Origin of the sequence: Streptomyces sp. NBC_00988 (genome assembly GCF_045162645.1) — a bacterium.
GTDB lineage: Bacteria > Actinomycetota > Actinomycetes > Streptomycetales > Streptomycetaceae > Streptomyces.
Genome location: NZ_CP108730.1, coordinates 11443869 through 11469859 on the forward strand (window position 1 = coordinate 11443869; position 25991 = coordinate 11469859).

General features: G+C 70.2%; 24 protein-coding genes and 1 pseudogene. 11 read left to right on the plus strand and 14 right to left on the minus strand.

The features are described 5' to 3' along the window. The first annotated feature begins 19 nt into the window (after window positions 1–19). The 5 genes from rpmG to OG496_RS51570 all read left to right on the plus strand — a co-directional run bounded on the left by rpmG (window position 20) and on the right by OG496_RS51570 (window position 2810). Window positions 20–184 (plus strand): 50S ribosomal protein L33, encoded by a 165-nt coding sequence (gene rpmG, locus OG496_RS51550; RefSeq protein ID WP_200690819.1) that lies wholly within the window; start codon window positions 20–22, stop codon window positions 182–184. Window positions 185–309: 125 nt separating this feature from the next. Continuing rightward, on the plus strand, window positions 310–558 hold the full coding sequence (locus OG496_RS51555; RefSeq protein WP_201051026.1) for a type B 50S ribosomal protein L31: 249 nt from the start codon (window positions 310–312) through the stop codon (window positions 556–558). Beyond that, window positions 555–677, plus strand: coding sequence for a type B 50S ribosomal protein L36 (gene ykgO, locus OG496_RS51560; protein ID WP_014669332.1), 123 nt, complete (start codon window positions 555–557; stop codon window positions 675–677). Before OG496_RS51555 ends, ykgO begins: the two co-directional genes overlap by 4 nt. Before the next feature lie 151 nt (window positions 678–828). Then, window positions 829–1659: a PP2C family protein-serine/threonine phosphatase gene (locus OG496_RS51565; protein WP_405975939.1), complete on the plus strand. Its 831-nt coding sequence runs from the start codon at window positions 829–831 to the stop codon at window positions 1657–1659. A 176-nt stretch (window positions 1660–1835) separates the two neighbouring features. Beyond that, window positions 1836–2810, plus strand: coding sequence for an MASE1 domain-containing protein (locus tag OG496_RS51570; protein WP_399390826.1), 975 nt, complete (start codon window positions 1836–1838; stop codon window positions 2808–2810). A 32-nt stretch (window positions 2811–2842) separates the two neighbouring features. Here OG496_RS51570 and OG496_RS51575 read toward each other — a convergent pair whose 3' ends face one another. Next, window positions 2843–3979, minus strand: a complete 1137-nt coding sequence (locus OG496_RS51575; protein ID WP_405975940.1) for a PP2C family protein-serine/threonine phosphatase — start codon at window positions 3977–3979, stop codon at window positions 2843–2845. A 154-nt stretch (window positions 3980–4133) separates the two neighbouring features. Between OG496_RS51575 and OG496_RS51580 the strand changes: the two genes are divergently transcribed. Further along, window positions 4134–4895, plus strand: a complete 762-nt coding sequence (locus tag OG496_RS51580; RefSeq protein ID WP_405975941.1) for a hypothetical protein — start codon at window positions 4134–4136, stop codon at window positions 4893–4895. Here the strand turns inward: OG496_RS51580 and OG496_RS51585 are convergent. From OG496_RS51585 to OG496_RS51610, 6 genes are all read right to left on the minus strand, one after another. Then, complete coding sequence (locus OG496_RS51585; RefSeq protein WP_366496395.1) at window positions 4861–5394, minus strand: TerD family protein; 534 nt, start codon at window positions 5392–5394, stop codon at window positions 4861–4863. The two genes, OG496_RS51580 and OG496_RS51585, sit on opposite strands and share 35 nt — an antisense overlap. Before the next feature lie 108 nt (window positions 5395–5502). Continuing rightward, on the minus strand, window positions 5503–6564 hold the full coding sequence (locus OG496_RS51590; RefSeq protein WP_405976868.1) for a M20 family metallopeptidase: 1062 nt from the start codon (window positions 6562–6564) through the stop codon (window positions 5503–5505). A 156-nt stretch (window positions 6565–6720) separates the two neighbouring features. After that, window positions 6721–8166 (minus strand): argininosuccinate synthase, encoded by a 1446-nt coding sequence (gene argG / locus OG496_RS51595; RefSeq protein WP_033280510.1) that lies wholly within the window; start codon window positions 8164–8166, stop codon window positions 6721–6723. A gap of 148 nt (window positions 8167–8314) precedes the next feature. Further along, on the minus strand, window positions 8315–9316 hold the full coding sequence (locus tag OG496_RS51600; protein WP_405975942.1) for an ABC transporter substrate-binding protein: 1002 nt from the start codon (window positions 9314–9316) through the stop codon (window positions 8315–8317). A gap of 64 nt (window positions 9317–9380) precedes the next feature. Further along, entirely contained in the window at window positions 9381–10442 is a 1062-nt protein-coding gene (locus OG496_RS51605) for an ABC transporter permease (protein ID WP_366496392.1), read from the minus strand. Further along, on the minus strand, window positions 10439–11257 hold the full coding sequence (locus tag OG496_RS51610) for an ATP-binding cassette domain-containing protein (RefSeq protein ID WP_405975943.1): 819 nt from the start codon (window positions 11255–11257) through the stop codon (window positions 10439–10441). Before OG496_RS51610 ends, OG496_RS51605 begins: the two co-directional genes overlap by 4 nt. 147 nt (window positions 11258–11404) lie before the next feature. Here OG496_RS51610 and OG496_RS51615 point away from each other — a divergent pair, with 147 nt between their 5' ends. Then, complete coding sequence (locus OG496_RS51615; protein WP_405975944.1) at window positions 11405–12430, plus strand: LacI family DNA-binding transcriptional regulator; 1026 nt, start codon at window positions 11405–11407, stop codon at window positions 12428–12430. Between the two features lie 40 nt (window positions 12431–12470). Here the strand turns inward: OG496_RS51615 and OG496_RS51620 are convergent, their stop codons facing one another. Beyond that, window positions 12471–12686, minus strand: coding sequence for a DUF4177 domain-containing protein (locus OG496_RS51620; RefSeq protein WP_019056094.1), 216 nt, complete (start codon window positions 12684–12686; stop codon window positions 12471–12473). A 275-nt stretch (window positions 12687–12961) separates the two neighbouring features. Between OG496_RS51620 and OG496_RS51625 the strand changes: the two genes are divergently transcribed. Then, on the plus strand, window positions 12962–13624 hold the full coding sequence (locus tag OG496_RS51625; protein ID WP_405975945.1) for a DUF6629 family protein: 663 nt from the start codon (window positions 12962–12964) through the stop codon (window positions 13622–13624). Here OG496_RS51625 and OG496_RS51630 read toward each other — a convergent pair. Continuing rightward, window positions 13593–13836, minus strand: a pseudogene (locus OG496_RS51630) (hypothetical protein); the annotation flags it as partial. The gene OG496_RS51625 and the pseudogene OG496_RS51630 sit on opposite strands and share 32 nt — an antisense overlap. A gap of 79 nt (window positions 13837–13915) precedes the next feature. On the opposite strand from OG496_RS51630, the gene OG496_RS51635 reads away from it, so the two are divergent. Next, the gene (locus OG496_RS51635; RefSeq protein WP_366496388.1) at window positions 13916–14182 is read left to right on the plus strand and encodes a DUF6959 family protein; all 267 of its coding nucleotides are present in this window, start codon (window positions 13916–13918) and stop codon (window positions 14180–14182) included. A 25-nt stretch (window positions 14183–14207) separates the two neighbouring features. On the opposite strand, the gene OG496_RS51640 is transcribed toward OG496_RS51635, so the two are convergent. Both OG496_RS51640 and OG496_RS51645 read right to left on the minus strand, forming a co-directional pair. Further along, a complete protein-coding gene (locus OG496_RS51640; RefSeq protein ID WP_405975946.1) occupies window positions 14208–15698 on the minus strand; it encodes an arabinose isomerase in 1491 nt (496 codons plus the stop codon). Between the two features lie 58 nt (window positions 15699–15756). Next, window positions 15757–17058, minus strand: coding sequence for an MFS transporter (locus OG496_RS51645; protein ID WP_399390840.1), 1302 nt, complete (start codon window positions 17056–17058; stop codon window positions 15757–15759). A gap of 229 nt (window positions 17059–17287) precedes the next feature. Between OG496_RS51645 and OG496_RS51650 the strand changes: the two genes are divergently transcribed. Further along, window positions 17288–21223, plus strand: coding sequence for a glycosyl hydrolase (locus tag OG496_RS51650; protein ID WP_405975947.1), 3936 nt, complete (start codon window positions 17288–17290; stop codon window positions 21221–21223). On the opposite strand, the gene OG496_RS51655 is transcribed toward OG496_RS51650, so the two are convergent. Beyond that, on the minus strand, window positions 21206–22231 hold the full coding sequence (locus tag OG496_RS51655; RefSeq protein WP_405975948.1) for a LacI family DNA-binding transcriptional regulator: 1026 nt from the start codon (window positions 22229–22231) through the stop codon (window positions 21206–21208). The two genes, OG496_RS51650 and OG496_RS51655, sit on opposite strands and share 18 nt — an antisense overlap. Before the next feature lie 155 nt (window positions 22232–22386). On the opposite strand from OG496_RS51655, the gene OG496_RS51660 reads away from it, so the two are divergent. Then, the gene (locus tag OG496_RS51660; RefSeq protein ID WP_405975949.1) at window positions 22387–23073 is read left to right on the plus strand and encodes a TetR/AcrR family transcriptional regulator; all 687 of its coding nucleotides are present in this window, start codon (window positions 22387–22389) and stop codon (window positions 23071–23073) included. A gap of 51 nt (window positions 23074–23124) precedes the next feature. Here OG496_RS51660 and OG496_RS51665 read toward each other — a convergent pair whose 3' ends face one another. Together OG496_RS51665 and OG496_RS51670 are read right to left on the minus strand one after the other, a co-directional pair. Beyond that, window positions 23125–24924, minus strand: coding sequence for a CocE/NonD family hydrolase (locus OG496_RS51665; protein WP_405975950.1), 1800 nt, complete (start codon window positions 24922–24924; stop codon window positions 23125–23127). 46 nt (window positions 24925–24970) lie between these two features. Next, window positions 24971–25702, minus strand: coding sequence for an acetate uptake transporter (locus OG496_RS51670; RefSeq protein WP_366496380.1), 732 nt, complete (start codon window positions 25700–25702; stop codon window positions 24971–24973). Window positions 25703–25991: the final 289 nt, after the last annotated feature.

The window sequence follows — 25991 nt, forward strand, 5'->3', positions numbered from 1 at the left end:
TGGGCGGAAGGAGGTCCTCATGGCACGCACCACGAACCGTCCCGTCGTCACCCTGAAGTCGACGGCCGGGACCGGCGTCACCTACGTGACGCGCAAGAGCCGTCGCAACGACCCCGACCGGCTGGTCCTGCGCAAGTACGACCCGGTGGCGGGGGAGCACGTCGACTTCCGCGAGGAGCGTTGAGTCGAACTCGGCGGCGGTCCCACGAAGTGAGCCGAGCGGCAGTTTCACGAAGCAAGCCGAGCGGCGGTCCCACGAACACAGCAGAGCGGCCGTCCCGCAACGGACGGCCTGAGGAAGGAAGCACCATGAGGTCTGGCATCCACCCCGTGTCCCGTCCGGTCGTCTTCCGCGACCGCGCGGCGGACACCGCGTTCCTGACCACCTCGACCGCGCGGTCGGCGCGCACGATCGAGTGGGCGGACGGGAACACCTACCCGCTGATCGACGTCGAGATCTCGTCGGCCAGCCACCCGTTCTACACCGGCAACACGCGTGTCGTGGACACCGCGGGCCGTGTGGAGCGCTTCGAGCGCCGCTATGGGAGGCAGTCATGAAGGTCCGCAATTCCCTGCGCTCGCTGAAGGCCAAGCCCGGCGCGCAGGTGGTACGCCGTCGTGGCGTGACGTTCGTGATCAACAAGAAGGACCCGCGCTTCAAGGCCCGCCAGGGCTGACGCGGCACGTACGACCGGTCGGCCCGGCCCCGCTTCGGCGGTGGCCGGGCCGTTGTCGTACCGCCTCCGTGCGTCCTGTCTGTGTGCGTTTCCGAGGGAAGGAAATCCGTTCTTTATGCTTATAGCGGTACCAACCCCCTTGGAGTGGTCAATGTCCCGCAAGCTCCCCATGGACGACGGTGACGAACTGCTGGCCAGACTCGGGACGCTGACCGCCCAGGCACGCGAGCGGGCGGAGCTGCAGCGCTCCCTGCTCGAACTGGCCGTCGCCCTGCAGCGCGGCATGCTGCCCGGCGACATGCCCGTCACTCCCCGGTTCCACCTCGCGGTCAAGTACTCGCCCGCCAACCACGGCCTCAACGTGGGCGGCGACTGGTACGACGCCTTCACGATGCCCGACGGGCGCATCGGCCTGTCCATCGGCGACGTCCAGGGCCACAACATCGAGGCGGCCGCGTTCATGGGCCAGGTGAGGGTGGGTCTGCGCGCCCTCGCGTCCGTCACCAGCGAGCCCGGCGAACTCCTCTCCCTGACGAACGACCTGCTCCTGTCCCTCGGCACCGAACTCTTCGCGACCTGCACCTTCATGCGCCTGGACCCGATCACCGGGGTGCTGGAGAGCGCGCGGGCCGGACACATACCCTCCGTCTGGGCCACCGCCGACGGCCGCTCCGGCATCACCGACGACGAGGGCGGCCCGCCCCTCGGCATCGTCGCCGGACAGCGGTATCCCGTGACCGAGCACAGGCTCACCACCGGCGGTGTCTTCGTCCTGGTGACCGACGGCGTCGTGGAGGGCCCCTCGATGAGCGTCGACGAAGGCCTCGATCAGGTGATGCGTCTCGCCGGAGTCGCCGCCGTGGCGGGCATGGAGGCAGGCTCGCTCGCGGCCGCCGTGATCAAGGGAGCCGAGCGCGTGGGACACGAGGACGACGCGGCGGTCCTGGTCGTGGGACACGACGCACCCGACACCGGCGCGTAGGGCCCGTCCGGCGGAGGTATGGCCGGGCTGCCGCCATGTCCCTGCCGGGGCGCCTTGACGGTCTTACGGCCGTCCGCGCCGCGCCCCGCTCACAGGCACCGGTCAGGTGCCGGCTCCCTCCCGCGCGGCCCGGCCCCGCCACGCTCGCCTCGCCGACACGGCCGCCTCAGTGTCTGATGGCAGCTGTGGTGGGTTTCGAGGATCTGCGGCGACCGGCCGGGTACGCCCTCCTGACGCTGGCCGTCGCCGGCGGCTACTTCGCGGCGGGACGGCTCGGCCTGCTGCGGGAGCTCGTCGTCGAGGGCGCCGTGTTCACTCCCATCTGGCCGCCCACCGGCGTCGCGGTGGCCTGCCTGCTGATCTTCGGGCTGCGGGTGCTGCCCGGCATCGCCCTCGGCGTACTCCTCGTGATCATGTCGATCACCTCGCTCCAGCCGACCGTGCTCGTCGTCCTGGCGGGCAACACCGTGGCACCCGCCTGCGCCTACCTCATGCTGCGCCGGGTGGGCTTCCGCACCGACCTCGGCCGGCTGCGGGACGGCCTCGCCCTGGTCTTCCTCGGCGCTCTCTCCGCCATGCTGATCAGCGCGACCTGCGGGGTCGGGCTGCTCGTCGTCACCGACAAGCTGGCCGCGCACTCCTTCTGGCCGGTCTGGCTGGGCTGGTGGGTGGGCGACGCGATGGGTGTGCTGATCGTCACGCCGCTCCTGCTCATGCTGCGGACCGTGCGCCCGCCCCTGGACCTGCATCGCTGGAAGGAGGCCCTGCTGCTCGCGGCCACCATCGGCGTGATCGTCCCCCTCGTCACCCACAACCACATCAGCCTGCTGTTCCTGATCTATCCGCTGCTGATCTGGGCGGCACTGCGCTTCCGCTTCGCGGGCAGCATGCTGTGCGCCCTCTTCGCCTCCGTCATGGCCACCATCGCGGCGACCCAGGAGACGGGCCCGTTCGCCGAGCTGACCCACGTCGAGGTCATGATGAAACTCCAGGCCTTCAACGGCACGATGGCCCTCACCGCCCTGCTGCTGTCCTCGGTCATCACCGAGCAGCGCAACACCAGACTCTCGGTGGAGAAGGCCTGCCAGGAACTGGCCGAGGTCCTCGAACACCTCACCGCGGGCGACCCCCGCCAGGGCGGCCGCCCCTGACCGGCCTGCTCCGTCAGGCTCGGCAGGGTCCGTCAGGAGAGGCCCGCGTCGCCCCGCCTGCGCAGCACCAGCAGCGCGGTGTCGTCCCGGGGCGTGCCAGCCGTGTGGCGCCGCAGATCGCCGTAGACGGTGGCCGGTACATCCTTCGGGAGGACCTCGCCCCAGGTCGCCGCCCGCTCCTCCAGGGGATAGAACGCGCCGGACGGATCGCGCGCCTCGGTGACGCCGTCCGTGCAGAGCAGAAGGGTGCCGTCCGACGGGAAGGCGAACCACTCGACGGTACGCGGCTCAGGGGCCAGCGCGTCGAGGCCCAGCGGCACGCAGGGCTCCTGCCGGAGCACCGGCTCGGCCCGCTCCTTGTGCAGCAGCAGCGGAGCGACATGACCGCAGTTGATCGCCTGCACCTCCTGCTCGGCGTCGATGCCCAGGACGAGCGCCGTCACGAACCGCTCCCGCTCACCGGTCTGCGCCGCGAAGGAGTTGTGCCGTAGCACCGCCTCCTCCAGGGCGTCGACGACGGCGGTGAGCGTGGGCTCGGCCACGGCCGCCTCACGGAAGGCGCTCAGTACGGCGAACGCGGCGCTGATCGCCTGGAGGCCCTTGCCCTGGACGTCGGCGATGAAGACGCGGCTGCCGTAGGGCGAGGACACGACCTCGTAGACGTCGCCGCCCACCCGGCTGTCCTCCTCAACGGGCCGGTACAGGCCGTGGACCAGCAGCTGGTCGGTCATCAGGGGGAACGGGCGCAGGATCTGGCGTTGCAGTGCGGCAGCCGCCGAGCGCAGCCGGGCGATCTCGCTCTCCCAGCGGATCCGCTGCGCCGCGCGCGCCACGCTGAGGCCGTTGAACACCAGGGTGAAGGCGACGACGGCCGCGTCGGCGCCCGCCGTGCCCAGCGGGGTGTCGACGAGGGAGCCGACGATGACGAGTGTCACCCACACGGAGGCGACGGTGGTCTGCCGTACGGTTCCGCGCCCGGCGAGCAGCGCGGGCAGCACCACCAGAAAGGGGGCGGGCCGGGTGTCCCGGCCCAGCGCGATACCGGTCACCGCCACCATCAGTGTGACGACGACGAGCCAGAACACGACCACGGCCCAGCTGAGCGGAGGTGTGGAGCGCTGCCCTGCGTCTACCACGGTGGAGCCGGCCGGATCTCTTGAGGTGCGCACCGGCCCTCCGCTTCCTTCAGTCGTCGAACAACCGTCGGGAAAGCTTCCCACTCTTCAATATCAGCCCCACCCGTACCGTCCGCGAGCCGCGCCAACCAGCTCGGGCCGACCCGGGACGCACAAGAAGCGCACAGGGGGCTAGATTCCGATCCGTATGTTTGGCCGATGGTGGGGGAGTTGGGGACCGTTGTTCATCTGGCGCACACTGCGGGGTGAATGGCAGGGCATCGTCGTCGATCCGGTACGACAGCTGCTGCGGCGCGGACTGATGGGGGTGTCCCTGGCGTTCGTCGCCGCTTTCGGCGTCATCTTCTTCCACGCCCTCGCCCAGAACCCGACCGGAGCCGTGATCGTGCGGGACATCGGCGGCGTCCAGGGCGACCTGCCCCTGTGGCTCGCCCTGCTGCGCACCCCCATATCGCTGTACGTCCCCGCCCTCGACCTGCCCGTCTGGGCCGGCATCACCCAGCTGTTCCTCGCCTTCGCGCTGGCCGAGCTGGCCCTCGGCCGGGCCCGCACACTGGTCGTGGCCTACGCGACCACCCTGGCCGGCACCCTCACGGTGCGCGTGATGCTCCTGATCGGGCCCGGCTGCGGCGGCATCGGGCTGCGGCCCGAGATCGGGCACGTCCTCGACACCGGGCCGTCCGCGGCGGTCGTAGGACTGTTCACGTATCTCGCCGTCGTGCGGCGCGCGCCCGTCGTGTTCTTCCTCACCGGCGGGTCGATGGTGTGGGAGTCGATCGTGAAACCCAACCTGGCCGGCCGTGAACACCTGGTGGCGGTGGCCACGGCCGTCGTCCTGGGCGTGGTCCACGAGGTGCGCCACAAGCGGCCGACCGTCACGGCGCTGCTTCCGCAGTTCCAGGCGGAGCAGCCGGTCAGGGCCGAGACACGCTGCCCATCTCCGCGGTGAACCCCGCCGGTTCGCTGTCGAACCCGCGCACCATCGCGCGGAACTCCCAGGCTCCGGAGGCGTCCTTGGTGAACTCCGCGACGGTCGCGGCGGTGGACCCGGCCACCTCCGCGAAGTCGTCCGACAGCAGCTCCTTGTACCCCTCCACGACCAGCGCCCTGGCATGCGACAGATCACCGAACGTCCTGGTCCCGCCGTTCTGGTGGATCGCCACTCCCACGACCACCCGCGCGAAGGACGCGGCGAGCCGGTCGAGTTCGAGGACCATCACCTCCATGTAGCCGTACCCCTGGCCGCTCTCGCTGTGCCGGCTCATGTTGATCGTGCCGTCCGGCGAGCGGCTCTCGGAGTTGACGACGTACACCGGACGTCCGTGCGGGGCCTCGGCCGAGTAGGTCGCCGCGACGATGTCCAGATGGCGCGGCTGCTGCCCCCAGGGACTCGGATCCCAGCGGAGCCGTACTTCGACCTTCCCCGCAACTGTGCTGACACTGCTCACTGAATGCCGCTCCCGTATCAGGCCATCACGGGACGATCCCCCGCATGGTCAAGTATGGCTCTCCGACGGCCTGTTGATGCCGCCCGAACGGACCTGACAAACCCGGGGTCAGGCGCGCCGGATCGCGTCCACCAGTCCGGCGACGAGGTGCGCCCGCTCGGCCATCGACGCGACGAGCAGATACTCGTGGTCGGCGTGGGCCCCGCCCCCGACCGCGCCCAGCCCGTCGAGCGTCGGCACCCCCAGCGCGGCCGTGAAGTTCCCGTCGCTACCGCCGCCGACCGCCCGGCCTTCGAGCCCGGGCAGCAACCGCCGCGCCACCGCGAACAGTTCGGCCGCGGACGACTCGGGCATCGGCGGCCGACCGACACCTCCCTCTACGGTGATCACGGCCTCGTCGAGATGCGGGGCGAGGGCGGCGAACGCGGCCTCGATCCGTTCCTTCTCGCCGGCCGACTCGACCCGCACATCCACGACGACGGTCGCCCGCGCGGGGACGACGTTGTCCAGCGTTCCGGCGGACGCGACGGTCGGCGTGACCGTCGTGCCGACCTCGGGCCGCGCCAACGCCGCGATGTCCAGCACCTGGTGGGCCGCCTCGACCAGCGCGTTGACCCCGGCCGCGGGCTCCAGTCCCGCGTGCGAGGCCCGGCCCGCGACGGAGACCTCGAACGTGCCGCATCCCTTACGGCCGGTCTTCACACCCCCGCCGTCGGCGGCCCCCTCGACCACGAGCACGGCACCGCAGGCGAGGGCACGTTCCTCGATGAGCGCCCGGGAGGAGCGCGAACCGACCTCTTCGTCGGCGGTCATGAGGATCTCGACGCCCGAAAGGTCGTCCAGCGCCGCCAGCCCATGGATCGCCTGCACCAGACCGCCCAGCATGTCGAAAACACCGGGTCCGGTCACCCGCCCGCCCTCGACCAGGAAGGGGCGGCGCGCGAGGGTGCCGAGCGGGAACACGGTGTCGTGGTGACCGAGGACCAGCACGCGGGGTGTACCACCGCCGGACCAGCGGACGTGCGGCCCACCTTCACTCTCCACCAGTTCGGCCCGCCCACCGAGCCGCCCTTCGATGACAGCGCCGACGATCTTGGCCGACTCCCGCAACGCATCCAGGTCACGGGAGGGGGACTCGATCTCGACGAGGGTCCGGAGGTCGTCGAGCATCGCTTCGACGCTCACGGCGGCGGTCTTGTGCGTGGTCACGGGGGAAGGGTACGTGGGCCTCGGTGACCGATCCGTTCCCGCCCCGAACGCCGAAAGGCCGGTCCGACGCCCAACGCGTCGAACCGGCCTTTCGGCGGTGCTGATCCCCGGAGTCGATCAGTCCGTGCCGGACTCCATCGCGGCGCGGTCCAGGAGCGCGTCGTCCTCGGAGACCTCGCCGCGGGAGGCGATGGCCTCGGCGCCGCCCTCCGGCATGCTGCCGATGAGGCCGGTCGCGGCGGCCTGGGCGGCGCCGATCGCGGTGTTGCCGGTGCCGATGAGGCCGAGGCCGGCGTACTGCTCCAGCTTGGCGCGGGAGTCGGCGATGTCGAGGTTGCGCATGGTGAGCTGGCCGATGCGGTCGACCGGGCCGAAGGCCGAGTCCTCGGTGCGCTCCATGGAGAGCTTGTCCGGGTGGTAGCTGAACGCCGGGCCCGAGGTGTCGAGCAGCGAGTAGTCCTCGCCGCGCCGCAGCCGCAGGGTGACCTCACCAGTGATCGCAGAGCCGACCCAGCGCTGCAGGGACTCCCGGACCATCAGGGCCTGCGGGTCCAGCCAGCGGCCCTCGTACATCAGACGGCCGAGGCGCCGGCCCTCGTTGTGGTACTGGGCGACCGTGTCCTCGTTGTGGATCGCGTTCACCAGGCGCTCGTAGGCCGCGTGCAGCAGGGCCATGCCCGGGGCCTCGTAGATACCGCGGCTCTTCGCCTCGATGATCCGGTTCTCGATCTGGTCGGACATGCCCAGGCCGTGTCGGCCGCCGATCGCGTTGGCCTCCATGACGAGGTCTACGGGGGAGGAGAACTCCTTGCCGTTGATCGTCACCGGGCGGCCCTGGTCGAAGCCGATCGTCACGTCCTCGGTGACGATCTCGACCGACGGGTCCCAGAAGCGCACGCCCATGATCGGCTCGACGGTCTCCACACCCGTGTCCAGGTGCTCCAGGGTCTTGGCCTCGTGGGTGGCGCCCCAGATGTTGGCGTCGGTGGAGTACGCCTTCTCCGTGCTGTCCCGGTACGGCAGCTCGTGCGCGAGCAGCCACTCCGACATCTCCTTGCGGCCGCCGAGCTCCGTCACGAAGTCCGCGTCCAGCCAGGGCTTGTAGATCCGCAGGTGGGGGTTGGCCAGCAGGCCGTAGCGGTAGAACCGCTCGATGTCGTTGCCCTTGAAGGTCGAGCCGTCGCCCCAGATCTGGACGTCGTCCTCAAGCATCGCCCGCACCAGCAGCGTGCCGGTGACGGCGCGGCCCAGGGGGGTGGTGTTGAAATAGGCGCGCCCGCCGGAGCGGATGTGGAACGCTCCGCAGGTCAGCGCGGCCAGACCCTCCTCGACCAGCGCCGCACGGCAGTCGACCAGCCGCGCGATCTCGGCGCCGTAGGCCTGCGCGCGGCCGGGCACCGAGGCGATGTCGGGCTCGTCGTACTGGCCGATGTCGGCGGTGTAGGTGCAGGGGACGGCACCCTTGTCGCGCATCCAGGCGACCGCGACCGAGGTGTCGAGTCCGCCGGAGAAGGCGATGCCGACGCGCTCGCCGGTGGGGAGGGAGGTGAGGACCTTAGACATGGGAAGATTATGCACCCTCGCGCATGGTCATGCAAAGTCCCCTTTCTGATCCCCCTTTTCGATACGGCTCGATCCCTCCTTTGATACGCCACTGCCGGGCGCCCGTGACGCAGGAGGGCACCCGGCAGCGGCGGCGGTGGGACTGTGCTCAACACCCCGCCTTGTAGAAGTACTTGCTGATCTCGGGCTGGTTCATGTTCGCCTTGGTGATGGCGACCATGTTGGTGCCGATCGACTTCCGGACCGTCTTGCCCTCGAAGGCGGCCGCGAGCTCGTCGACGGCCTCCTTGCCGATCGCCGCCGGGTCCTGCGCGACCAGGACCTGGAGGGTGCCCGCCTTCAGCGAGGCGATCTCGTCCGGCTCGGCGTCGAACGCGGCGACCTTCACCGTGCCCTCCTTGCCCGCCTGCTTGAGACCGGTGGCTATGCCCTGGCCGGTGTTCGTGTTGCCCGCGAAGACACCGCCCAGGTCGGGGTGGGCCGCCAGCGTCGACTGGATCTGGGAGGCCGCGGTGGCCGGCAGGTCGTTGTCGTAGAGGGTGGGCAGCATCTTGATGTCCGGGTACTTCTTCATCTCCTCCGTGAAGCCCTTGATGCGGGCGTCGGTGGTGGAGACGCCGGGCTTGACGCTGATGACGATGGCCGAGCCTTTCTCGTTCATCAGCTTGGCGAGCGCGTCGGCCGCCACCCGGCCGCCCTTCTCGTTGTCGGACGAGATACGGGTGATGCCGATCGACGGGTCGGTGACCGTGGTGTCCACCAGCGCGACCTTGGTCCCGGACGACTGGATCTGCTTGAGCGAGGGGGTCAGCGCACTCACGTCGACCGGCGAGATCAGGAGTCCGTCCGGCCGGGTCGCCGCCACCGAGTCGATGAGCGGGCGCTGGACCGACACGTCCCACTGCGCGGAGCCGTCGGCGCTGAACTCCATGCCCTTGGCCTTGGCCTCGGTCTGCGCCGCGCAGGTCATGGTGATGTAGAAGGGGTCGCTCTTCACGCCGGTGATCAGCCGGACCTTCTTGCCGGAGGCCCCTCCTTTCGACCCCGAACTGCCGCTGTCGCTCGACGAACTGCAGGCGGCGGCGCCGGTCAGGACCAGCACGGTGCCCGCGGCGACCAGTACTTTGCGTGAGATGCGGATGCTCGACATAAGGGTGTCCTCCTGGGTCATACGAGGGTTGGGGCGAAGGCTGGAGCGGGAGTCGTGCCGGGAGTCATGCGCGCTCCCGGGTCTTCCTGCGCATCTGGTCGATGTAGACGGCGGCGACCAGGACGACACCGACGGCGACGTCCTGCCAGTACTGCTGAACGCCGATGACGATCAGCCCGGTGGTCAGCACCGCGGGGATGAACACGCCGATCACGGTGCCCAGCACCGAACCCCGCCCGCCGAACAGGCTGGTGCCGCCCAGGACCACCGCGGTGATCACCTTCAGGTTGTCGGTGGAGTGCCCTGCGATCGACGTCGTGCCGTACGACGCCAGCCACATCACCGCGCCAAGACCGGCGAGGAGGCCCATCAGGCCGTAGACCTTGATCAGGTGGCGGCCCACCGGGATGCCCGCGCGGCGGACGGCGGTCGGGTTGGAGCCGATCGCCAGGGTGTGGCTGCCGAACTTCGTTGCGCTGAGGACCGCGCCGAACAGGGCGGTGACCACCGCGGCGAGGATCACCATCCAGGGGATGCCGAGCAACTTGCCGAATCCCAGGCTGTTTTGAAGGTGCGCCGCGGACGCGCCGGACGGGTCCTGGCCGCCGGTGGCGAGTTCGGCGATGCCGAGTGCCGCGCCCAGGCCGCCCAGGGTCACGATCAGCGGGGGCACCTTCCCGGTCGCCACCACCGCGCCCTGCAGCGCACCCCAACCCGCCCCAACCGCAAGGGCGATGACGACACAGACCGCGACCGTGAACCAGCCGGCGGTGGGGCCGCCGTGGTGGATGTTGTACTCGCCCGCGGCCACCGCCGCGAGCACCAGCACCGAGCCGATCGACAGGTCGATGCCCGCGGTGATGATCACGAACGTCATGCCGACGCCGAGCACCAGATAGATGGCCGCGTTCACGGCGATCTGCGTGATGTCGTACGTGGTGAAGAACTTGCCCGGTGCCGCGATGGTGAAGAACGCGACCAGCGCGACGAGGATCACGAACGTCCACAACTCGCTGATTCCGGCGGCCCGTCGGAGCCACGGGGGTATCGCGAGGCGTCCGTCGCCGGCCGGGGGCGGCTCCTGTGCCGGGGCGGCCGGCTTGATGTCCTGGCTGTTGGCGCTCATCGCCCGTCCTCCGCTTCCGTCGCGCCGACCGTGTCGTGGTTCCCGTTCGGCGCGCGCTCGTCCAGCGATCCGGTCATGGCGCCGACGAGTTTCTCGATCGTGGCGTCGGCCGCGGTGAACGAGGCGACCCGGCGCCCCAGCCGCAGCACCTCGATCCGGTCGGCGACCGACAGCACCTCGGGCATGTTGTGGCTGATGAGGACGACGCAGATGCCCCGGTCGGCGACCCTGCGCACGGTCTCCAGGACCCGGGCCCGCTGGACGACGCCCAGGGCGGCGGTCGGTTCGTCCATGAAGATGACCTTGTTGGCGAAGGCCACCGCGCGCGCCACGGCCACGGACTGCCGTTGCCCTCCTGACAACGTTGTCACAGGAGCCGTCACATCTTTCAGCTCCACGCCCAGTTCACCGAACGCCGCGATCGCCTCCCGGCGCATGGTGGGCCGGTCGAGCACGCCCAGGCGGCCGAGCAGGCCTCCGCGCACAAGTTCCCTGCCCAGATAGAGATTTGACGCCGCGTCAAGATCCGGTGCCAGCGAGAGGTCCTGGTAGACGGTCTCGACACCGTGCCGTTGCGCGTCCATCGGCCCCGTGAACCGGACCGGCACCCCGTCCAGGCGCACCTCGCCCTCGTCCGGGGTGAGGACGCCGGAAAGTACGTTCACCAACGTCGACTTGCCGGCGCCGTTGTCACCGATCAGTGCGACGACCTCGCCGGCGTACGCCGTGAAGTCCGCGCCCGAGAGCGCGTGGACATGGCCGAAACGCTTGACCACGCCGTGTGCCGCGAGAAGTGGTTCCCTTGCAGAGGCCATGCTGTGCTTTCTGGTTGGTATCGTTAACAGTTCGTCGATTCTGGGAGGCCCATGAGTGGGCGTCAAGGGTCGGGACGGACAGGGATTCGGACGGCCGCTGTCGGCCCGCCGGTCCGGTCGCGCTGGGCGAGATCTGGAGGACGCGGCGTGGCCAGCCGTCCCAGGATGAAGGACGTAGCCGCGGAAGCGGGCGTGAGCGTGATGACGGTGTCCCGGGTGGTCAACGGCGAGGCGGGCGTGGCACCCCTCACCGCCGCCCGCGTGGAGGCCGCCGTCCGCAAGCTGGGCTATCAACGCGACGACGTGGCACGGCAGTTACGCCGTACGGACCGACTGAGCCAGACCATCGGACTGATGGTGGACAACGTTGCCGACCCCTTCATGGCCGCCGTCGCCTCGGCCACCGAGGACGTCGCCCACCGGCGCGGCAACATGGTCCTCATCGGCTCCAGCCGCGCCGACCTCCGGCGCGAACGCGAAGTCATCGCGGCCTTCACCGCCCGCCGCGTCGACGGGCTGATCCTCACCCCGGTCGCGGGCGACCACCGCGTTCTGCGCTCGGCGCAGGCGCGGGGCACGAAGATCGTGTGCGTGGACCGGGTGGCGCCCGGACTGGACGTGGACACCGTGGTGGTGGACAACTTCGGCGCGGTACGGCAGGCCGTACGCCATCTGATCGCGCACGGCCACCGCCGCATCTGCTACCTCGGCGACAAGCCGGAGATCTGGACCTTCGGCGAACGCCACCGCGGCTATCTGGCGGCCCTGAACGCCGCGGGCATCGACGCCGATCCGGCGCTCGTCCGGCACGGCTTGAGGTCCGGCGCGGACGCCGCCCGGGCCGTCACCGCGATCCTCTCCGCACCGGAGCCGCCCACGGCCGTCCTCGCGGGCAACGAGGCCCTCGCGTTCGGCGTACGGGCCGTGCTGCCCGCCGGCGTCGCGTTCATCGCCTTCGACGACTTCGCGCTGGCCGCGCAGTTGACGCCGCCGGTCACGGTCATCGCGCAGGACCCGGTCGCCCTAGCGACGAGCGCCGCGCATCTGCTGTTCGCCCGCATCCACGGGGACACGTCACCGCCCCGCAGGGTCGTCATGCCGACCGAACTGATCCCGCGCGGGTCGGGGGAGATCCCGGGCCCCGGTACGCCGATCACGACTCCTCGGCGCTGACGAATCCGGGCCGCCCCCGTCCCGCGTACGGCATCGATGGTTACGCGCGAGGCCGCTCGAAGGTGAGGAGCAGGCCCTCGACCGCGCCGGGACCTATGCGGCCCTTGACGTCGGCGGCGGTGATGGCCTTCAGGCCCCAGCCGTCCTCGGCGTGCTTGTTGAGGACCTTCTCCAGCTTGTCGCTGTCCAGCGCGTCGCCGATCAGCGACTCCCGGAAGCTGACGACCTTGTACTCGAACGTGTAGGCGTTGCTCATGGCTGCGGTGTCCTCCTGTGCGTGCGCACGGTGTGCGGTGGGCGGGGTCAGCCAATCATGGGAAGACGTTCCCGCGCAGGCCGGGGGTGGTTTCGTGGCACGGCCGTCAACTGGGTCCGGGCAGCGGTGTGTTGTCCGGAACGGGCGTCGGAGTAGTACTCCCGGGTATGTCATGACCCCGCGCCGCGGCCGTCGTGTCACCCCGGACGCGGCGGGGCGGAGACGTAGCGTGGCCGGTGACCGAGGCGTACGCGAACGGATCCCGTGGAGGTGCCATGTGCTGGAGTGCGAAGGCCGACCTCGTGGCGGGCGCGGCGGTCGCCGCCGTAGGAGTGGCCTGTGTGGTCCGGGCGCGGCGGCGGACGGATCTCCCGATGGCGGCACTGCCGTTGCTGCTCGGCGCCCATCAGATCGTGGAGTCGGCGGTGTGGGCCGCCGACGGGGGCACCGGGCCCGCCACCCTCGCCTGGGCCGTGATCGCCATGCCCCTGCTCGCGGTGTGGGTCCCGGTGGGCGTGTGGTGCGCCGCGCCACGGCGGGCCCGGCCCCGGATCGGCGTGCTCGTCGCGATCGGCGCGGCGACCGCGGCGGCCCTCGCCCACGCCCTCGCCGTACACCCCGTGACGGCCGAGATCCGCGGCCACACCCTGGGCTACGTCGTCGATCTTCCCTACGCCCAACTGGTCATCGCCGGCTACCTCGTGGCGACGATCGGCTCGCTGCTCCTGTCCGGTGAGCGCGGGCTGGTGGTGATGGGGATCCTGGTCACGGCCGGCGCGATGGTCTGCTGGACGCTGTGGGAGCTGGAGTTCGTCTCGACGTGGTGCGCGGTCGCCGCGGTGTCCTCGCTTGTCCTGTTCTTCTGGGTGAACGGCCGCGACCGGGAGCCGGGGAGGCGGCCCTACGTCAGTGTGGGGCGCGGCGGGTCCACAGGCTGAGGTCGCTGCTCGTGGCGACGGCGAGGGTCTGCCCGGAGGGCGAGAAGCCGGCGGCGCGCAGTTCCGAGTAGTCGCGGAGCACCGCGGTGCAGTCCGCCGCCGAAGAGACCGGCACTGCGCACCGGGACGCCCGCGATCGGGGTCCCGGTCGCGGGGGAGGGCATCACGGGGGCGGCGGGCGTCGAGCCGAATGTGATGGGGGTCCTTTCACGGGTGCCGCTCTGCGATGCCCAAGTTCCGCCGCGTGCCAAGTCGTTGGTGTCGGCCGGGGATGTCGGGTTGGATGGCTCCATGGAGCGCATAGACGCAGAGCTGTTCACTGATGGCGGTAACGACGCCGTGGTCCGTCTGCCCGGCCGCCGGTTGCCCGGTGTGCTCATCCAGGGCGACTCGCTGCACATCCTCCGCGGCGATGTGGCCGAGGTGGTGGAGGCCTGCGAGCGGGGCGACCTGGCCGAGGCGGGGGAGGCGGCGGGGCTTCTGCTGGCGGGGTTCGACGCGCTCCTGAGCCGCTACTCGGTGGCGTTGGAGAACCATCGGATCAAGTTGCCCTACTGACCGGGTGCCCTCCAGGAGCTCTCGCTCACACCTTCCGGTGCTCGATCCCCAACAGGCTTGCCGCCGCCCGGAAGTCGGCCGTGTGGTGACCCAGCGCGAGGGACCAGTGGTGGCCTACGCCCGTCGCGCTCCACGCGTCGACCCACTCGCCGGGGTCGCGGCCGAAGTCGACGCGGCTGGTGGTGTTGCCGATCGCGAGGTGGGGTCCGGGGACGACGGTGCCCTCGGACGTGACGAAGGAGAGGGTGCCGTCGGCGTCCTGGCCGAGGCCCAGGAGGGTGACAGGGCCGTGCTGGACGTCGAACTCCACGCTGACGCCCCAGCCGCGCTTGCCGTGATAGACGCCCAGGCCGCGCAGCAGCGGGTCGCGGGCGCTGACCGCGAGGTGGGCGGGTCCGTCGTGGCCCATCTCCACCACACCGGCCTCGAAGTCGAGGGCCTGGATCTCGGTGAAGGAACCCCCGGCGCCGATGCTCTGGGTCGCCAACTGGGCCAGGCTGGTGCGGAGTTCGTACTCGCCGGCGGCCGGTACGCCCCGGGCGGTGAGCAGGGAGGCGCCCAGGATCATGCCGGCGCCGAGCCGTTCGTGCAGTTCGCCGTCGAGGCCCCGGTGGTAGTAGGCGAGGGTGTCGAGGCCGAAGTCCTCGACGAGCCGGTCGAGGGCGACGGACACGGTCGCCCCCCATGCGAAGTCCTCGTCGACCACGCTGTCGTCCACGGCGAAGATCCGCCGGGCGAGCGCCGTACGTTCACGGGTCTCGGCCTCGCTCACCTTCTCCACCCGATGCCGTAGGTCGTCGAACTCCAGCACCTCGACGTGGGAGCCGAACGTCGCCGGAAGCAGCGTCAGATCGGTCGACACGTCGAGCATGCCGGGATACAGGTGCCCCATCAGTCCGTGCCGTGCGTGCCGGAGCGCGGCGCGTACGTGGGCGGCCCGGATCCACTGCTCGATGCGCTGCCACGCCGACTCCTGGCGCAGCCAGCCCGACACCGACCGGAAGGGGATCCCGGCCCGCCGGAAGACGTTGCCGACCTCGGGCACCGGGCACTGTCCGCAGTAGGCGAGCCAGGCGCCCGTGTCGAAGGAGGCGTGGTCCATCCGTTCGGACGGCTGGAGGTCGATGACCAGGACGGGGGTGTGCGAGCGCTGGGCGATCGGCAGCACCATCGACGAGGTCAGATACGTCGTCAGGAACAGCACGATCAAGTCGCAGTCCGCACGCCGCAGTTGCTCGGCCGCGACCGCTCCCTCCTGGGCGTCGGAGATGAAGCCGACGTCGGTCACCTCCGCGTCCATCCGTTGGAAGCGCTCGGCGACGTACGCCGACGACTCCCTCAACTGCGGGAGCAGGTCGGGGAATTGGGGCCAGTAGGCGCCGAGGCCACCCGCCACGAGTCCGATCCGGGTGCGGCGGCGGGGCGCCGAGGGGAGCAACTCGCGCAGGGCGGCGGCGCGTTCCGCGGTCATGGTCGTGGGTTCGGTGGTCACGGTCGCGGGTTCGGTCGTTGCCATGGGCGGTGTTCCTTCGGGTGCGCGGTGTGTGCTTTTCCTTCCGGTGTCCGGTGCGGAATCAGGTCCGGGCCACGCCCAGACCCGGCGCCGGGGCGACGGCCGTGTCGGGGGAACGCCGGATGAGGACATGGATGACGTAGACACCCGCGACCCCCGACGCCGCCATGCAGAGCGTGATCAGCCACAGCAGGAGCGACGCGCTGTAGTCCATCAGCGCGGGGGTGACGAAGGCGACGCCCGCGAAGACCCCGCGGGACAGGGCGTAGGTGAGGCCCTGGGTGGTGCCGCGGGTGTCCGGCGGCAGCGTGAGCTGTGACCAGACCTTGTAACTGGCCTCGCCGGCAAAGGGGTTGGAGATCTGGTACAGCACGAAGAAGACGAGCATGCCGACCAGGGCGCCCGCCGTGAGGGAGGCGATGCAGAAGGCCACGACCTGCACGACGGTGAAGACGTAGAACAGCCGGTCGCGCCAGGGGGTGTCGGCGATCCGTACGAAGACGAAGGTCAGGACCAGGGCGATCGGCAGGAAGGCCAGGTTGATCCCGGTGGCCAGGCTCTGTGAGGCGCCGCTGACCGTGACCAGGAGGTAGGTGCCGAACTGGCCGAAGGTGTTGGCGCCGATGCCCCAGGTGACGTAGTAGACGAAGGTAGCGACCATCGGCAGCAGCGCGGCGCGGTTCCACACGTTCTTGAGCTCGATGCCGCGCGGGGCGGCCAGCGCGGCGGCCTCCTCCTGCTGTGCCGCTTCGGACGGTTCGGCCAGCTCCAGGCGGGCGCGGAGCAGGAAGGTGACTAGCGCGGCGACGATCAGATGGCCGGTGATGATCCGCGCCCCGACCATGCCCGTGTCCGACAGGACGTAGCCGAGGAAGATGACGACGACGATGCCCAGTACCCACATGACCTGGGTGAACGACACGAGACGTGCCCGGCCGTCGGGGGGTGCGGCGTCCGAGACGACGGCCAGCGACGTCGGCAGGTCGGCGCCGGCGGCCAGTCCCGCGACGAGCACGCCGACGAAGAGGACGATGTCGTTCGGCGCGAGGGTGATGACGACCGCGCCGATCGCGTAGCAGAGGATGTCCAGGTTGTAGACGCGGCGGCGCCCGAACATGTCGGCGAGCCGGCCGCCGACGAGGGAGCCGACGGCGATGCAGCCGGTGACGATCGCGCTGATCGCCCCGGCCATCCACACGCCCATGTCGTAGTGGTCGCGGTAGATCGCCAGGTTGACGGCGATGCTGACGATGAGTGCGGCGTCGAGGTAGGAGGCCATGCCCGAGAGGGCCGCGACCTTCCACAGGTGCTTCGGGATGGGCGGTTGTTCCGCGTGCTCCGGTGCAGATGAGAATCGGATCATGATGCGGCTCCTCGCGGCTCTGGGCCGGGGTCGCAGTGAATATAGAGTTCAAAAAACGTTCCAACAAGCCCTCTTGCAGGTATCCGAAGGAATCTGCGCCAAGCAGGGCCCGCCTCCTTCCCGAGCCTCGGATCCGGTGCCAACATCGCAGGTGGCGGACAACAGAGCCGACGTAAAACGTTTTTTGATCCGTGAGGGTGACCGAGCCGCACCCGGAAGGACCAACACCGTGATCTCACCCGCGTTGCAGCAGCTTTTCGACGCCCCGCCCCGGGACTTCGGCCCCACCCCGCTGTGGTGGTGGTCCGGCGCCAAGGTCACCCGCGAGCAACTCGCCTGGCAGTTGCGCCGGTTCGCGGACGGCGGCGTCCACAACCTCGTCGTCATCAACCTGGCCCCGGCCGGCCCGGCCTTCGGCGCCCGGACCGACGACCCGCCGTGGTTCGGCGAGGAGTGGTGGGACCGCTTCACCGACACCTGCAGGATCGCCCGGGACATCGGCACCCGCCTGTGGTTCTACGACCAGATCGGCTTCTCCGGCGCCAACATCCAGGGCGCCGTCACCCGCAGCCACCCGGAAGCGACCGGCCGCGCCCTGCACTCCCGGAGGGCCACCGTCACCGGCGGCACGGTCGCACTGCGCGGAGCCGAAACCCTGGTCGCCGCCTACGACTTGGCGGGCCGTCGCCTGCCCGCGACCCCCGACATCCCGGCCGCCGAGGGCACGGACGTACAGCTGGTCGTCGCCGTCCCCACGGCCTTCGACTACCTGGACCCGCACGCCGTCGGCCTGCTGCTGGACGCCGTCCACCACGAGTACGACAGGCGTGTCCCCGAGTACCTGGGCAACGTCATCGCGGGCAGCTTCCAGGACGAGTTGCCCGGCACGAACTCCTGGAGCCACCGCTTCCCCGACGAGTTCCGTGCACGTCGCGGCTACGACCTCCTCGACCATCTGCCCGCTGTGTTCGGCCCGGTGACCGCCCGCGCGGCGAGGATCCGCGCCGACTACTACGCGGTCCGCGCCGAACTCACCGAAGAGGCCCTCTTCAAGCCCCTCGCCGCGTGGCACGACGAACGCGGCATGCTCATCGGAGCCGACCAGAGCAACCCCGCGCGGGCGGGCTTCCCGGCCCAGTCGACACAGATCTACACCGACTACTTCCGCACCCACCGCTGGTACGGCGCCGCCGGAAGCGACCACGAGGGCGACTCCAAAGTCCACTCCTCCATGGCCCATCTCTACGGCCACGAGCGCGTCTGGATCGAGGCGTTCCACTCCTCCGGCTGGGGCGGCACCCTGGCGGACACCTACGACTGGCTCCTGCCGTTCCTGCGCAGTGGCGCCAACCTGTACAACCCGCACGCCAGTTACTTCGGCACCGCGGGCGGCTGGTTCGAATGGGCACCGCCGTCCACCGACTGGCGCCAGCCCTACTGGCAGCAGTACCCGGCGTTCTCCCGTGCCGTCGCCCGGATCTGCTCGATCATGTCCTGGGGCACCTACAGCGCCGACGTCGCGGTCCTGCACCCCACCGCCACCATGCAGTCCCTCATCCCGCTCGACGTCCCCGTCAAACACTTCGGCGACGGCCGCCTCGGCGAGGACCATGCCGACGTCGACGAGACACAGGAGCACTACCTGGACCTGGTCGGCACCAACAACTGGTCCCGGCCCCGCGTCGGCACGCTGGACCGCCACCGCATCTCCTTCGACGTCATCGACGACGCCTCCGTGCAGCGCGCCACGGCCGCCGAAGGGGCCCTCCACGTCACGGACTTGGCGTACCGCGCGGTGCTGTTGCCCTCAGCGAGCGTCCTGGAGGAGGAGACGGCACGCCGACTCACCCAACTCCTCGATGCGGGGGGCCGGGTGGTCGTCGTAGGCCGTGCCCCTGCGACGGCGGCCGGTCAGGACGGTGACGACTCCGTCGTCGCGGCGCTGCTGAAGCACCCGCGACTGGAACGGGCGAGCGATGCCGAGGCCGGAGCGGCGGCGGTGGCCGACCTCGCCGGCCACGCGACCGGCGAGGTGCCACTGCTCGTCAGGAGGAAGGGAGTTGAAGCGGTCGCTCTGGTGACGGGCGCCTTCCCCGACGCCCGCACGCTGCCGGGAGACGCCAACCACGTGGCAGACCCCGCGCGTTACGCCGACCACTCGACCGTCACCGTGCGCGCCCCGGTCGTCGAGGCCGAGATCTGGAACCCGGGGACCGGCACCCGTCACCCTGCTCAAGTCACCGTCTCCGAGGGCCGATCGACCATCGAGGTGCCCTTGGAGGGCGCCCCTGCCGTCCTCGTCGTATGGCGCGAGGGCACCCCGCAGACAGTCCCGACACCCGCACCAACACCCGCGCCAGAGCGGACGATTGACCTCTCGCACGGCTGGGAGGGCCGCCTGGTCCCCACCATGGACAACACTTGGGGCGACCTGGCACTGCCGGCCGGCTCGTCCGTCGCGGAACCGCAGATCTGGAAGATGAGCTGGACCGAGACGGACGGCCCCGACGCGAGCTGGGAACAGACACGGGCGACCTACGGCAACCGGGTCCGCGTCCTCCCGCACGTGTCGTCCGCCGAGGCCCCCGATCCGCTGGACGCGACCTCCGTCGAACGGGTCCTCGCCGGTGAACTGCCTCTCTTCTCCGCGGACTTGGGATGGCGCAGTTCGCTGTACTCGTCGAGCCGAGGCATCCCGGACCCGGACGGTCTGCTCGGCAACAAGGGCCTCGTGACAGAGGAGTTCGTACGTGTCCCTGTGCCCGGGCCCGGTACGGTCGCCCGGGTCCGTTCGATCGTGGAGACGGATCACCGTGGCCCCGCCGAGCTGCACATCGGCGCCGCGGCCACCAAGCGGGTGTGGTGGAACGGCGAGCGCCTGGACACCGGCACCGGGTACCTCGCCACCGCCCGCGTCCGGATCGGCCGGACCCGCAACGTCCTCGAATACGAGCTGGGGGAGGCTCAGGACAGGCCGTTGTTGATCTCCGGCACGGCGGACACACCGTTGGGCAGCTACTTCTGCCTGACCCGTCCGGACGGGTTCGGGCCGCGCCCGCAGTTCATGTGCCTCCCCGAGGACGTACGACCGTCCGGCGGCGTGACCTATCGGGGGCGGCTGAATGGCCCTGGCCGGGCGGTACTTGTCGTGGGCGCCGCGGTGGGCGTCACCGTGCTGCTCGACGGGGCGGTCGTCGCGCGCCAGGAGAAGGTGGAGTACTACGAGTCCGACTGGGGCGCGGTGCCGATGTTCTTCCAGCATCAACTCGCCCTCGTGGACGGCGAACACGTGCTGGAGGTGGTGGCCGACGCCGTCCATCCGCGCGAGGCGGTGTTCGTCGACTGCGTGGCCCGCACGGAGTCGGCCGTGAACTCCCTGGTGAGCGGCTCCGGTTGGGAGGCCGAGACGGGGGAGTGGCGAGGCGGTACCGTCGAACACGAGGGCCGGTGGGGGGAGTTGCAGCACTGCTACGCGGCCGTACGACCGCACCCGTTGCCGGACACCGAGTGGCTCACCGGCGCGCCGGTGCTCGGGACCTCCGTGCTGCCGTTGCGTTCCACGGACACCGTCCGCGAACACGCCCAGCGTTTCCGCTTCACCGTGCCTCCGGGCACCGAATCGCTGGAACTGCCACTGGAGTTGCCCGCGAGGGTGCGGGTCGGCGACGGTGCCGAGACGTGGCTGGACGGACAGTTCCTGACACTGGATCAACCGCTCCCGGAACCGACGGAGGTCGAGGTCGTCACCGCCCCCACGGCCGTACTGCGGGGTGGCTCCGCCTGGCGGGGACCGGTACGCGTCCGCACCGTGCCGGCGCAACTACCGCTGGGGGAGTGGCAGCTGCTGGGGCTAGGCGGCTGGAGCGGTGGTGTGACGTACTCGCGGGAGGTGGAGGTACCGGCCGGACCGGACCCGGTACTGGACCTCGGGCGGGTACGCGGCAGTGTGTCGGTCGTCGTCGACGGGGAGTGTGTCGGCGAGGCGTTCTGTCCTCCGTACCGCTTCCAACTCCCGGGTACCGCAGGGCGATTGGTCCGGCTGGAGGTGACTGTCAACAACACCCTGGCTCCCTATCTCGCCGAAGCCACCCCCACCGCCTGGGCCTTCCCGTCCCAGCTCTCGTCGGGGCTGCTGGGGCCGGTGACGCTACGGATTCGGGACTGACAGGGGCCGAGTGGAGTCCCGTAGGACGAGGTCGGGCGCGAACACCCGTGTCTCATGGGCGTGTTCGGCGCGCGCCTCCACCTCGTCGAGCAGCATTCCCACGGCCGCTCTGCCGAGTTCCTCGACGGGTTGCCGGACGGTCGTCAGGGTCGTACCGACGAAGCTGGCGATGTCGAGGTCGCCGTAGCCGACTACCTGTATTTCCTCGGGTATTCGTACGCCCCGTTCGCCGAGTCCTCGGCACAGGCCGGCGGCGAGGAAGTCGTTGGTGCAGAAGACACCGTCGGGCAGGTCGTCGAGAGTGCGGGCGATCTGCAGGCCGTAGGCCACCGTCATCTCGTCGGCGACGACCTGGCGGACCCGTGCCTCGCGGCGGGTGCGTACGGCCTGGCGGGCGCCCTGGTAGCGCTCGGCGCACTGCACGATGCCGCGCTCGCCGTTCACGACGAGGATGTCGCGCGCCCCGCAGTCCAGGAGGTGCTGTACGGCGACCCGGCCGCCGGCGATGTCGTCGACGGAGACGGAACAGCCGTCCTGGGCCGACAGCGCGCGGTCCGCGAGGACCAGGGGGATGCCGCGTTCGCGCAGGCGGGTGAGGCGGGTGGGGTCGGCGCCGAGGGGGACCACCACCGCGCCCACGGCCCGCTGTTCGATCAGCATCGTGAAGTAGCCCTGCTCGCGCTCGGGGGCGTCGCCGCTGTCGCAGAGCACGAGGGAGTAGCCGTGGGCGTAGGCCGCGTCGGCGGCACCGCGTGCGATGCGTGAGTAGAAGGAGTTGGCGACGTCGGGGAGGACCAGGCCGATCGAGGACGAGTGGCCGGTGCGCAGGCCTGCGGCTCCTGGGTGTGGCACGTAGTCGAGTGCGGCGACCGCGTCGCGGACCCGTTCGGCGGTGCGGGCGTTGACGCGTTCGGGCCGGTTCAGGACGTTCGACACCGTGGAGACCGAGACTCCCGCGGCGGCCGCGACATCCTGAATGCGGGCGGGGCGAACCTGAATGGCGTCCACCCCCTCGCTGTGACAGCCGTGCGACCAGGCACGACGCGGTTCTCATGGGCGGCGTCAGTGTACCCCGATGGTGGTTGCAACGTTTTCCGTCGGGCGCCTTGGAGAGGGGTGCGGTGGCCGAACCGGCCTGTGATCAAGAGGGCTAGCATGGGGTTATGGCTGAGGGTTCCGGGGTTGATGCTCCGATGGAGGGTGATCGCCCGCTGAGGCGTGACGCCGCCCTCAACCGGGAGAAGATTCTGCTTGCCGCGCGGGAGGTCTTCGGCCGGCACGGGCTGAGGGTCACGCTCGACGATGTGGCCCGGCACGCGGGGGTCGGGGTCGGGACCGTGTATCGGCGATTCCCGGACAAAGAGACGCTCGTGCGGGCCCTGTTCGAGCAGGACCTCGGGATGCGGCAGGCGTCCGCGGAGCGGGCTCTCGCTCATCCTGATCCCTGGGAAGGGTTCGTGGACTTCCTGATGGAGATGGGGGCCGATCTTGCCGAGAATCGTGGTCTTCAAGAAGTGATCATGCTGGGGAGCCACAGTTCCGAGCCCATGGAGACGATGCGCGGCGGGATGCTCCCCTTCCTTGAGGCCCTGATCCAACGGGCGCAGGAGAGCGGGGACCTGCGTGCGGAGATCACTCCCTCCGACATCCCCGTCGTCGTGCAAATGCTCAGCTCCGCCAGCCAGTTCACCCAGGGCAAGCGGCCCGACGTCTGGCGCCGCTACTTCGAGATCATCCTGAACGGCATCCGGCAGCGTCCCGACAACCTGCCGCTGACGACACCGAGCCTGAGCAACGAGATGGTGGAGCAGGTGATGGGCCTGGTCAGGCCCGCCTCGGCAAAGGAGTAGCAGGTCTGCTGTACGCGCAGACCTGCCTCCCGTATTTCACACCCTCGTGGTTCAGGAGGACGGTCCCCAGTCGGTGTCGCTGGGTGTGGCCGAACTCGGCGTCGTCAGGGGCAGGTTGACGAAGGACGCCGCCTGCGGGGAGTGCTCGACGGTGTAGATGCCGCTGGCCAGGTTCGCCAGTTCCTGCGGGGTCGGGGCGACGGGGAAGTGGAAGTCGGCCGGGGGTTGGCTGTTGATGCTGATCTGGATCCGGTAACCGGCCGGAATCCTGGTGAAGTTGGACAGCAGGGAGATGTCGTAGCGGGTGGTCCGGCCGGGTGTCACCGGGTGCTGTGACGCCTGGGTGAAGGGGTGGCTGGGTTTGATCAGGGTGCCGTTGTCGCCGTACCAGCTCTCCTGGGTGTCCAGGGCGCGTTGGCTGCCCAGGAGGATTCCGTCGGCCTGCTTGGTCACCGTGCCGTCCGGCGCGACGATGCTCAGCTTGGCCGAGAGTTCGGTCTCCGGGGTCGTGGACTTGGCGTAGAGGGTGACGTCGGTCGGGCCGTTGAGCAGGGCCGCCTTGGTGAGCGGGGCGGTGGTGTAGGTGAGCGTGTTGGCCGCGGTCGCCGCGCTCCAGGAGAGCGTGTCGCTGCCTTCGTCCGTCGGTTTTCCGGGGGTGAGGGAGCCGTTGCCGAGGTAGTAGGTGCGGGCGTCGGAGGACAGGGGCCAGGCGGCGCTGTCGACCCAGGTGTTCGCGCCGTTCTCGAACAGGTGCAGGGGAGTCGAGGTGTTCGCCATGCCGGTGGGCGCGTTCTTGAGCCAGGTGTCGAACCACTCCAGGCGGATGCCCTGCAGTGTCGCCTCGTTGACGTGCTCGCCGTGGGTCCAGGGTCCGACGATCGCCTGGTAGCGGCCGGTGACGGGTTCGTCCGACGAGATCGGATCGGTCAACGGCCGGTGGTAGTAGGCGTTTTGGGCGGACACGTAGGCGCCGAGGTTGCCGCCGGGGAAGAGGTCGTTCCAGCCGGCCTCGGTCAGTGCCGGGATGCTGTTGCCCACGATCTTCGGCACGAGCTTCTTCTGGACGTTCAGGGACTGCCAGTAGGCGTCGTTGTACGAGCGTGAACCGCCCGACGCCTGCTGGGCGACGGTCACCGACTGCGGGTCGGTGGCGGGGTCGTCCTCGGGGCCGCGCGGCTCGGCCTGCGCGATGCCGGCCACGAAGGGGGTGGGGATACCGCCGTTGCCGGTGAGGTCGTTGTAGAAGTCCGAGTCGGTGCAGAACGGTGTGATGGCCTTCAGTGCGGAGTCCTTGCCCACGGCCGCCGCCGTGAACCACTGGTCGACCCCGAGGTAGGAGCAACCATCCAGCCCCACCTTGCCGTTGGAGCCGGACAGCGTGTGGGCTGCCCAGTCGACGAGGTCGGCCCCGTCCTTGCCCTGCCGGTCCCCGAACCAGTCGACCTGCCCGCCGGAGTCACCGGTGCCGCGTACGGCGGAGGCCACGTAGATGTAACCCCGCTGCACGAAGTAGGTGCCGCTGTCCGTGGGGTCGGAGCGCTGGGCGCCGTAGGGATTCTGGGTCAGGAGCACGGGGAACGGGCCCGACGCGCGGGCGCCGGTGCTCGGGTCGGTCGGATAGACGACCTCGACGGCGATCTTCACGCCGTCGTCCATGGTGACGGTGGTGTGGACGGGCGTGCTCGCGGCGTAACTGGCCGCCGGTGGCGTCCAGTTGGTCGCGTGCGCGGGGAGTGCGGTGGCTGTCGTCTGGCCTGCGGCCACGAGGAGGAGCACCGCGGAGGCACTGCTCAGTACGGTGACTCTGTGCGGCAGCTTGATCCGGTGGTCCGCTGCCTTGGGCGTTTTCATGCGGCTCCTTGAGACGGGTGGGGGGTTCCTCGTCATGCCGTCCGGGTCAGGCCGTCTGCGCGAGGGCGTGACGGTCGCGGTTCAGGGCGAAGAGCGGGAACACGTCGCGTCCGCGGATGTCGTTGGTCAGCTCCGCCAGGACCAGGTAGAAGGCGACGGCGGCCAGCACGATCTCGACGTAGCCCGCGGTGTGCAGCACCGAATCGCTCGGGACACCCGCGCTCGAAGCGCCGAGGTAGGCGGTCACCAGCAGCACGATCGTCAGCGACAGCAGGGCGAACGCGCTCACGATCACCGCGTTCGTGCCCAGACTGGCGACGGCGAAGACCAGCGTGACGACCAGCCAGGCGATGAGGAACAGACCCAGCGACTGCATCACCGCGTGTCCGCCCGCGGCCGCCGATGCCTCGGCCGACGCCCCGCCGGCCTTCGCCGCGGCCGCCGCCGCTCCCGCGATGTGGGGCGCCGCCCAGAACTCGATGGCGGTGTAGCCGAGCCAGAACGCCCCGTACGCCGTCAGGAACGCGGCCGCGAAGGTCGCGCCGGACGCCAACGCGAAGAAGCCCGCGACGAGTTGGACGATGCCGCCGTAGAAGAAGGTCCCCGCCAGCACGATCGTGCCGTCGGCCGCGTCGATGACGCCGGCGGTGTGCAGGCCCAGGATGAGCGAGCACCACGCGAATCCGGCCGCCCCCACGGCTGTCGCGTGACCGATGTGTGAGGTGGTGACTGTCGGGACCGGCGGGCTCTGGGCATCGTGAAGCGACACTTCGGTCATGGTGATCAACCCTTCTGGAATGTCGACAGCGGGGGCGCTCGGCCCGGGCCGTCAACCGAATGGTCGGTAGTTTGGGAACGGCCGGTTGGGGCTGTCAAGGGATCGAACCGAAGTGGAAAACGCCCTCGATGGCGTCTCGGCGGCGACCGTCGACGGGTCGAACGCGGCGCGGGGGCGGCTTCAGGGGCGCGTCTTCAGCGCCCGGATCCCGGGCATCGTCCCTGGTGAGGATGGGTGCCTGGAGTCCCGTCCGGAGTGGCCGGACGGGTGGCGAGTGATCGTCCGGGAG